The 2,051-nt window shown below is 66.7% G+C and carries 2 protein-coding genes; both read left to right on the forward strand.

Annotated features, from left to right (window positions below; genetic code table 11):
* Positions 1–21 precede the first annotated feature (21 nt).
* Positions 22–1,047 (forward strand): zinc-dependent alcohol dehydrogenase, encoded by a 1,026-nt coding sequence (locus tag CLV78_RS23545; RefSeq protein WP_106208590.1) that lies wholly within the window; start codon positions 22–24, stop codon positions 1,045–1,047.
* A gap of 5 nt (positions 1,048–1,052) precedes the next feature.
* Complete coding sequence (locus CLV78_RS23550) at positions 1,053–1,823, forward strand: SDR family oxidoreductase (RefSeq protein ID WP_106208592.1); 771 nt, start codon at positions 1,053–1,055, stop codon at positions 1,821–1,823.
* Positions 1,824–2,051 lie beyond the last annotated feature (228 nt).

Genomic DNA, 2,051 nt, shown 5'->3' on the forward strand with positions numbered 1-2,051 from the left:
GCGGCCTGAAAGGAAAGAACGATGTCGATTTTGGCGGCCTATTATCGTGGCGAGAAGACGTTCGAGGTTACGGAGATCGCGGCTGAGGCTCCCGGTTCAGGGCAGGTTCAGATCGAGGTTGCGTATTGCGGCATCTGCGGCACGGATCTGCATGCCTATCTGGGCCACATGGATGCGCGCGTCGGTTTCGAGCGGATCCTCGGGCACGAGATGTCCGGGGTGGTCAAGTCGGTTGGCGAGGGTGTGGAGGGCTGGGCGCCGGGCGACCGGATCGTGGTACGTCCTCTCGATCACTGCGGCGATTGCCCGGCCTGCAACCGCGGCCATCAGCATATCTGCCACAACCTCAAGTTCATCGGCCTGGACAGCCAGGGCGCGATGCAGCAGCTCTGGAACGTTCCGGCGCATACGCTGCACAGGCTGCCCGAGAATGTGACCCTGCGCGACGCGGCGCTGATCGAGCCTCTGGCCGTGGCCTGCCACGACGTGCGGATGGCGAAGGTGGCGCAAGGCGAGGACGTGCTGGTGATCGGCGGCGGCCCGATCGGCATGCTCGTGGCGATGGTGGCCAAGGCCGCGGGCGGCAAGGTGACGATATCGGAGATCAACGAGAACCGCCTGGCGCTGGCCCGGAAGCTGGGCTTCGAGACCATCAACCCCAAGGAGGTCGATGCGGCCGCCGAGGTGTTGAAGAAGACCGGCGACAAGGGCGCCGACGTGATCTTCGAGGTCTCCGGCGTGCAGCCGGGCGTGGACCTGATGACCGACGCCGGCGCCACCCGCGCGCGCATCGTCATGGTGGCCATCCACGCGACGAAACCGCAGGTGGACCTGTTCCGCTTCTTCTGGCGCGAGCTGCAGCTGATCGGCGTGCGGGTCTACGAGCCGGAGGATTACGACAAGGCCATCGCCTCGATCGCCGCCGGCGAGATCGACGCCGATGCGATGATCACCGACATCCGCCCGCTCGAGAAGATCGGCGAGGCGTTTGCGGAGCTGACGTCCAATCCGAACGCAATGAAATCCCTCCTGAAAATCAACGGATAACCACAATGACTGACCTGAGCATGTTCGACCTTTCGGGCAAGACCGCCCTGGTGACCGGCGCCAAGCGCGGCATCGGCAAGGGCATGGCGCTCGGCCTGGCGCAGGCTGGCGCCGACATCATCGGCGTCTCGGCATCGCTGGAGAGCGAGGGCTCTGCGGTGGGCGAGGAGGTCAAGGCGCTGGGGCGGAGCTTCAAGGGCTACTCCTGCGACTTCTCGGACCGCGCCGCGGTCACGGCCTTCGCCGCGCAGGTGCAGGAAGAGAACCCGCCGATCGACATCCTGATCAACAACGCGGGCACGATCATGCGCAAGCCCGCGGCCGAGCATCCCGACGAGTGGTGGGACAAGGTGATCGAGGTGAACCTGAGCGCGCAATTCGTGCTGACGCGCGAGATCGGCCGCTCGATGCTTGAGCGCGGCGCGGGCAAGATCATCTTCACCGCCTCGCTGCTGACCTTCCAGGGCGGCATCACGGTGCCGGGCTACGCGGCCTCGAAGGGCGGCATCGGCCAGCTCGTGATGGCTTTCGCGAACGAGTGGGCCGGCAAGGGCGTGAACGTGAACGCGATCGCGCCGGGCTACATCGCGACCGACAACACGCAGGCGCTGCAGGACGATCCGGAACGCTCCGAGGCGATCCTGGGCCGGATCCCGGCGGGCCGCTGGGGCAAACCGGAAGACTTCGCCGGCCCGGCCGTCTTCCTGTCCTCCGACGCCTCCACCTACGTCAACGGCGCGATCCTGCTCGTCGACGGTGGATGGATGGGCCGCTGAGCCCCGACACCACCCAAAACAGACGGGCCGCCAATCCGGCGGCCCGTCTGGCCAGGTGCGCACGGGGGCGACGCCAGGCAACACTCATCCGGCACTCCCGGAGCCTTTCCAGCCGGGCGGGGTTGCCGACGGCACACAGATGAGCCTAGGTGTTGCAGCCCGTCGCGCCCGCCCGCACCCACTTCGGTGCAGGTGGCGTGAAACGATGTGAACGGAAGGGCTCCTGTG

The sequence above is a fragment of the Aliiruegeria haliotis genome (genome assembly GCF_003003255.1).
In the GTDB taxonomy this organism is placed as follows: Bacteria; Pseudomonadota; Alphaproteobacteria; order Rhodobacterales; family Rhodobacteraceae; genus Tropicimonas; species Tropicimonas haliotis.